A 6627-nucleotide genomic window follows, 5' to 3' on the forward strand; every position below is an offset into this window, starting at 1 on the left:
TGGGTTAATAAATATCAAGATTCTATCCCGGCATTTCCTCTATAATTTTTTTTGTTTTTATTTCAGATTCTATCCAATGGAGACACAGGTCGATAAGTGTTTTAAGATGAGAAACATCTTTATCTTCCCATTTGCGTACGTAATGTGTTTCATCATTACCCAACCAAATGGCTCTTTTTGCAACTTCTTTTACATGGGAATTATTAACATCATCATTGATACAATTACCAAGAAACTTTTTCTTAATATCTTCTTCTTTTTCCGGATGTAGTGAAATAAGATAGTCCTTAATAAGAAACTCAAGTGCTTTGCGATAACCAGCACCTGTTATTTGATCTAATCCCATTTGTTCCGATGAATAGGCTTGATTGTAAATTTCACAGAAGGAAGGGCTTAACAATTCTATTTCTTCATTGAAATCTTTTTTCTTTAAGTCTGCTTGTTTCACTTGATGAAATGATCGAGTACTATGATCATAAAATACATTAAATACTAACTTGCAATTCGAGTTCATGCATGCACATAAAATAAAATATGTACCATCTTCTTTTAGAAAAGCTACCTGCATTTCTGGAATTTGAGACTTATGACAATAAGGACATTCTAAGGGAGTTTGTCTTACATCAATAAGATATCCTGTGTTTGTAATACTTAGTTTTTTATACATGGTAAAAGTATTTCATCTTAATAATTTCTATGACCTCGACACCTGAAAACCTTTGTGGGAAAGTTGCATCTCCACAAAACGGGCTTTGTCATTCGGGCGGTTCTCCTCTAAGATCTTCCTAATCAGCAGTGCAGCTTCCGGATCTTTGGCAACCATGTAGAGATAGCCTCCACCACCGGCACCGGGAAGCTTGTAACCAAGGGTATAATCTTTAACCAGATCAATGATCTGCGCCACACCCGGGGGATTGGTCCCTCTGTCCAACGCATTGTTCTGCTGCCAGCTCTTCAGCACCAGTTTTCCGTACCGGTCAAGTTCGCCCCGCTGTATGCACTCCGCCATATCCAGGGCATGTGATTTCATTTCATGTAGGATGGAGAGATGCTGTCCTTCGTTCAGAAACATAGACCGGACAATCTCACCCAGGATGTTCTTGGCCACACGGGTGATCCCTGTATAGTACAACAGGTGACAGGAAGCATAAGTAGGGTCGCTGAAGAGCGATTCAGGCAACCAACTCACCTGCGGCTTCTGAAGGAAACCCCGTTCCGACTCCAACAACTTCACCCCATGCAAGATGCCCCCATACTGATCCTGCCAGCCACCGCCACTGGTGAGCAATTGTTCCAGTACCAACGTGATGGTTGCAATCTCCTGCTTGTTCCACTGCAAACCACAGAAGTCATTCAATGCACCCAACACCGTTGCTGCCAAAATTGAACTGGTGCCCAATCCCGACCCGGCGGGGATGGCCGAAAGCAGGGTGATCTCTATGCCGGCGCCAAAAGCTTTCAACTGTTCTTCGAGCGAAACATACCGCCCACCGGCGAACTCAGGCAGAAAGCCACAAAGCGCCAATGCAGCCCGCGGAATGGAAAAGGGGGATCCCAGCCTGCGGTAATCCCTCAACTCTTCGTAGGTCTCCACAACCTCCGTCGCCCCCATATCGATGGATCGCAGCAGGATGTGATGCTCACTGCAAGGCTTTACATATACCTGCAAGGGCGGTTGCCCGTTCAACTCTATGGCAATGTTCACTACACTTCCACCCGCGTAGAGCGAAAAAGGAGGTGTATCGGTCCACCCTCCGGCAAGATCAATCCGTACCGGACTCCTGCCCCACACAATCTGATCGGAAAGTGCAGCTAATCTTGGTAGACGTTTCTCTCCCGTCACGGCGCTGATCAATCCGTTTCTCAGCAGCGAAAAAGCTTTCGACTCTTCCTTCTCCGAATTCGCGCTGTCGCCCTGCGACGAAAAAAGGCGGGAACGAAGCATCCTGTTGTGAATCTTTTGCATGCTGTCCGTCTCTTCCGGAAGAGCCTTCGGTACCGGCAATTGCAACCCCACATAATCGTCCACCACATAGGAAAGATCGAGCTGATAAAAAACACTCTTTTCATAGTTCTGCTCCAACATCGGATAGTTCTTCCGTCGAAACTCCGACCGTTGGGTATATAAACGGGATAAAGATGCCCGATCCATCAACTCATCGGCCGAAAAGCGTGTGGTCCGAAACCAAATATCTTTCCCTTCAGTGGATAAGGGTTCCGTCCCAATCATCCATTGAATGACTTTCTCCATTTCTTCTTTTGATTCCAGACAGGGAAAGAGAACACATTGTTGGAGATCAATTCCTGCTTTCCCAAGCACGTCGGAGGTCAGTTTTCTTTCTTCCAACCACTGAATGATGGGGCGACCCATCCAAATCGTCTCCGGACTGTTGACACTTCCTTTAAAAGCATCATTTATTCCATATGGACGAATCACATATCCTGTTTCATCCACCGGCACCATGTCGATGCAGGTGCCCTCCGGCAGTTTCAGCAGCCAGTCGTTCTCAGGCACCCCGGTAATCACGTGATCCGCCGAAAGAGTCCATCCCTTCCCGATATGAGCATTCTCAATCCATATGTTGCGGTTGCTCTCCGTGAAAGAGACTTCCACCACCGCGTTCTGTGTGAAGATGGCAGGGTTGGGTTTGATTTTGCGGTGCATGATCAACCGCTGGTCATGCACCTTGTTCTGCAATGCCAGCGTGGAGGATATCATCTCCCGACTGGTACCGTAATGGTAAAACTCACCCCCGTTGAGCGGGACAATCTTTACAGAGAGTTTGTTAATTTCTTTGTCGTTCTTGGAAGGCCGATTACCCAATGCCCGTCCAAAGTCACTGTAGAGATCATAAAAGCGCAATGAATTCCCCCCGTCATAGGAACGATCCCGCAATAACTCCACCGCCCGGTCGCTCAACAGCCACAGGCCGATGTCCATCAGGAAGAAGTGCGAATGCGACAAGTTCTCCAGCTCATGCAGCGATGGTTTCTGCAGCATGCAATCCAGCTCTTCCGGCGTCTCCCTGCGTGCTGCAAAGACCCCGTGACGGGTGGCCAGCGATGCATCCACCCACAGTCCGTAACAGACCACATCCGCTTCCGGTATCTCCTGCAGCGGTTTGTCGCTATGGATATAGACATCCCCGCTCACCACCAGCGTGCGCAGTGAGGCGGGCGACTGCTGCATGATCTTCTCGTAGAGCGGGAGTTGAAGCGACAGCAGATCCTGCGACAACCTCTGCCCCCTCGCCCAGCGGAACACCGGCACCGGAAGGCTGATCTTGCCCGTCACCGCGTAGGCAGGAAGGCGACGACTTTGACCACCGGCATGAATCAATATCCGTTTCTCAGCCGAGAGCCAGTCGTTAAAATCTTCCCCCGGATGCTCCTCCCGATAACACTCTTCCAGCAACCAGGTGGTACCACTCCCCGATCCCAACCGTTTGTCCCGGGGGTCCGAAGTACAAAACCACTCATTCTCGCTACGGTGATGAAGTCGGTGATAATCCTTTACGGCATTGGGGGGAAGAGAAAGCAGTCGTCGCATTGCCAGTTCAACCAAATTTATTGTTAGTCTTCGTCAATCTCCGCTTTCAATTTCAACTTACGCACGAAGCGCATGTCGTGTGCCACCATCTTCTGTACCAATTCCGGGAACGATGTCTTGGTCGGATTCCAACCCAACAACGTTCTTGCTTTGGTCGGATCACCCAGCAGCTGTTCCACCTCGGCAGGGCGGAAATATTTCTTGTCCACCTCTACCAGTACCTTGCCGGATGTTACGTCAATCCCTTTCTCGTTCACCCCTTCACCTTCCCATCTGAGGGTGATGCCCGCTTCGGCAAAGGCAAGCGTACAAAACTCCCTTACCGAATGCATCTCACCGGTGGCAATCACAAAGTCCTCCGGATCCGGGTGCTGCAGAATCATCCACATGCATTCCACGTAGTCTTTCGCATAACCCCAGTCACGCATTGCATCCAGGTTACCCAGGTAAAGCTTGTCCTGCATCCCCTGGGCAATTCTTGCAGCCGCGATGGAGATCTTTCGGGTAACGAAAGTCTCCCCCCGTCGCTCACTCTCGTGATTGAACAGGATCCCGTTCACAGCATACATGCCGTACGACTCCCGGTAGTTCTTTGTAATCCAGAAACCGTATAATTTGGCTACCCCATAAGGACTGCGCGGGTAAAAAGGAGTCGTCTCCTTTTGCGGAACCTCCTGCACCAGTCCGAACAGTTCTGAAGTAGAAGCCTGATAAATGCGGGTACTCTTCTCCAGCCCCAGGATACGTACCGCCTCCAGCAAACGCAGTGTCCCCACCGCATCCGTTTCAGCCGTATATTCAGGCACATCGAAGCTCACCTTCACGTGACTCTGCGCAGCCAGGTTATATATCTCGTCCGGTTGAATATTCTGTATCACCCGAATCAGTGAACTAGAATCGGTCATATCTGCGTAGTGCAGGTTCACCAACCGTTTCTGATGCATGTCACGCACCCACTCATCTAGGTAGAGATGTTCAATTCGCCCTGTATTAAACGAAGAAGACCGCCTAAGCAGCCCGTGTACCTCATATCCTTTCTCCAACAGGAACTCAGCCAGATAAGATCCATCCTGTCCGGTGATACCTGAGATCAATGCTTTTTTTGTCATATTTAAATATATAAGTCAATTCAATTTATATCTTCAAATCATCTCTATTTCAGACTGATTTTGATTTAATCCATATATTGTAGATTTTTCTAAGCTTTTGTTAAAAAGTTGTATACCGAAACCGTTTATATTTTAAATAGTAATTTCATATCAATATTCCATAAATATTTCTTCATAAATATCAAAGGTCTTTTCTATAACGCTTTCAATAGAAAACTCCTTTTCTGCTAATGCACGTGAGTTTTTACCCATTAGCATTCTCAAAGAGTAATCTCCACATAAAACTTCAATAGTATTAGCTAAAGGTTCAACAGTTTTTGCAGGAACTAATAGGCCATTATAACCTTCAACAACGCACTCTCTGCATCCGGGTACATCTGTAGTAATTATAGGTCGCCCAATAGCACATGCCTCTATTAACGATTTAGGGAGACCCTCTCTATAAGATGGAAGTACTACTATATCTGATTGTTGATATAGAGAAATCATATTTTTACTGAATCCTATCCATTCTATATAATCCGGAACTAGGTGTTTCAATAAATACTCTTCATGAATTACTGCTTTGTTATTTTCATCACAATCACCTGCTAAAACAAAAATGATTTTACCTTTCCAATTCTTTTCTAAACGTTTAGCGGCTTCTATGAGTTCCATTACTCCTTTGTCATACAATATACGTGCAGGGAATAAAATGTGAATCTTATCATTCTTTAATGGTGGAGTAAACTGAAACTTTTTCAAGTCTACACCTGAACCCTTAATTAATTTATAATGATTCTCAGAAACATAATCCTGACTTTTCATCATTTCAATATCATCAGGATTCTGAAGGATAAAATAAAAATGATCCGATTTAAATGATTTTCTCATCATAAATAGGATAAATTTCTGAAGAAGGCCATTACGCCCGTCAGTAAAGTTATACCCTAAACCACTTATAGCATTAACGACATCTGTATAACCTGATATTTTGGCTGCTATTGAACCTAATAACGCTGCCTTAAGAGTGACATGGTGAATAATATCCGGCTTTAATTGTTTGTAATATTTGGACAGAATTCGAACACACCTCCATTCATGAAGCAAATTCCTTCCAGACCTCTCAAAAGGAATTTCAATAAATTTTATTCCATACCCTTCAACTTCGGCTCTTTTTCCTGAATTAGCTGTTAAAAGATAAACATCATAACCCCTTTTAATAGCCTCTACCGCCAAAGGTAGACGATGAGATAGAAAAAACCAGTCAATATTTACAACAAACACAATTCGCTTCATTGGACTTGCAAACTTAATTTAGATCATTAGTGGGCACTTTAAATTAAAAAACGATCTTTGAAATTATTGTATATCGCATAGTTATGCATCTTTTTTGAGCGTGACGATTTTAATTGAAAACTAGTTTTTAGCTTTGTCCAAAAGCAAAAAACAATGAATCAAGGGAAAAATATCTTCGCTCAACTTACAGATTTTCTACCTCGTCGACTCTTTGACACTATTGTCACAAAGCATGACGGAAATAAGAAAATCAGATCATCTACATGTTGGAATCAGTTGCTTTGCATGATCTTCGGTCAGCTCACAGCCCGTGATGGCATGCGGGACCTGATGCTTAGCCTGGAAGCTCATAACAGGAAGTATTACCATCTTGGAGGTAAAAGCGTTACCCGTACCAATCTTCATAAAGCTAACCGTAATAGGGATTACAGGATCTATGAAGAGTTCGCGTTGCATACCCTCTACGATATCAAGACATCCATTCCATCTCTTGTGCTGATAACAAGCGCGAAAGTTCATGATGTTAACATGCTCGATGCGCTTACCTATGAAGCAGGGGTTTTCTACATCATGGATAAAGGCTATATAGACTTTACCCGCCTTTACAAGCTCAACTGCAGTAAGGCTTACTTCGTTACAAGAGCAAAGGAAAACATGCAGTTTCGTAGAATTTACTCCAACAAGGTGGAT

The 6627-nt window shown here is 44.8% G+C and carries 5 protein-coding genes; 1 reads left to right on the top strand and 4 read right to left on the bottom strand.

From position 1 onward, the window contains the following. Nucleotides 1-22: 22 nt before the first annotated feature. From B4G81_RS02945 to B4G81_RS02960, 4 genes are all read right to left on the bottom strand, one after another. Nucleotides 23-667: a hypothetical protein gene (locus tag B4G81_RS02945; protein WP_294079893.1), complete on the bottom strand. Its 645-nt coding sequence runs from the start codon at nucleotides 665-667 to the stop codon at nucleotides 23-25. 27 nt (nucleotides 668-694) lie between these two features. Next, nucleotides 695-3550: a bifunctional fucokinase/fucose-1-phosphate guanylyltransferase gene (locus B4G81_RS02950; RefSeq protein WP_294079895.1), complete on the bottom strand. Its 2856-nt coding sequence runs from the start codon at nucleotides 3548-3550 to the stop codon at nucleotides 695-697. A 23-nt stretch (nucleotides 3551-3573) separates the two neighbouring features. Then, nucleotides 3574-4659, bottom strand: a complete 1086-nt coding sequence (gene gmd, locus B4G81_RS02955; protein ID WP_294079897.1) for a GDP-mannose 4,6-dehydratase — start codon at nucleotides 4657-4659, stop codon at nucleotides 3574-3576. A 150-nt stretch (nucleotides 4660-4809) separates the two neighbouring features. Further along, nucleotides 4810-5937, bottom strand: a complete 1128-nt coding sequence (locus B4G81_RS02960) for a glycosyltransferase family 4 protein (RefSeq protein ID WP_294079899.1) — start codon at nucleotides 5935-5937, stop codon at nucleotides 4810-4812. A 153-nt stretch (nucleotides 5938-6090) separates the two neighbouring features. Here B4G81_RS02960 and B4G81_RS02965 point away from each other — a divergent pair. Next, nucleotides 6091-6627 (top strand): transposase (locus B4G81_RS02965; protein WP_294079901.1); only part of this gene is annotated, 537 nt, incomplete at its 3' end.

Origin of the sequence: Proteiniphilum sp. UBA5384, assembly GCF_002410825.1 — a bacterium.
Classification (GTDB): domain Bacteria; phylum Bacteroidota; class Bacteroidia; order Bacteroidales; family Dysgonomonadaceae; genus Proteiniphilum.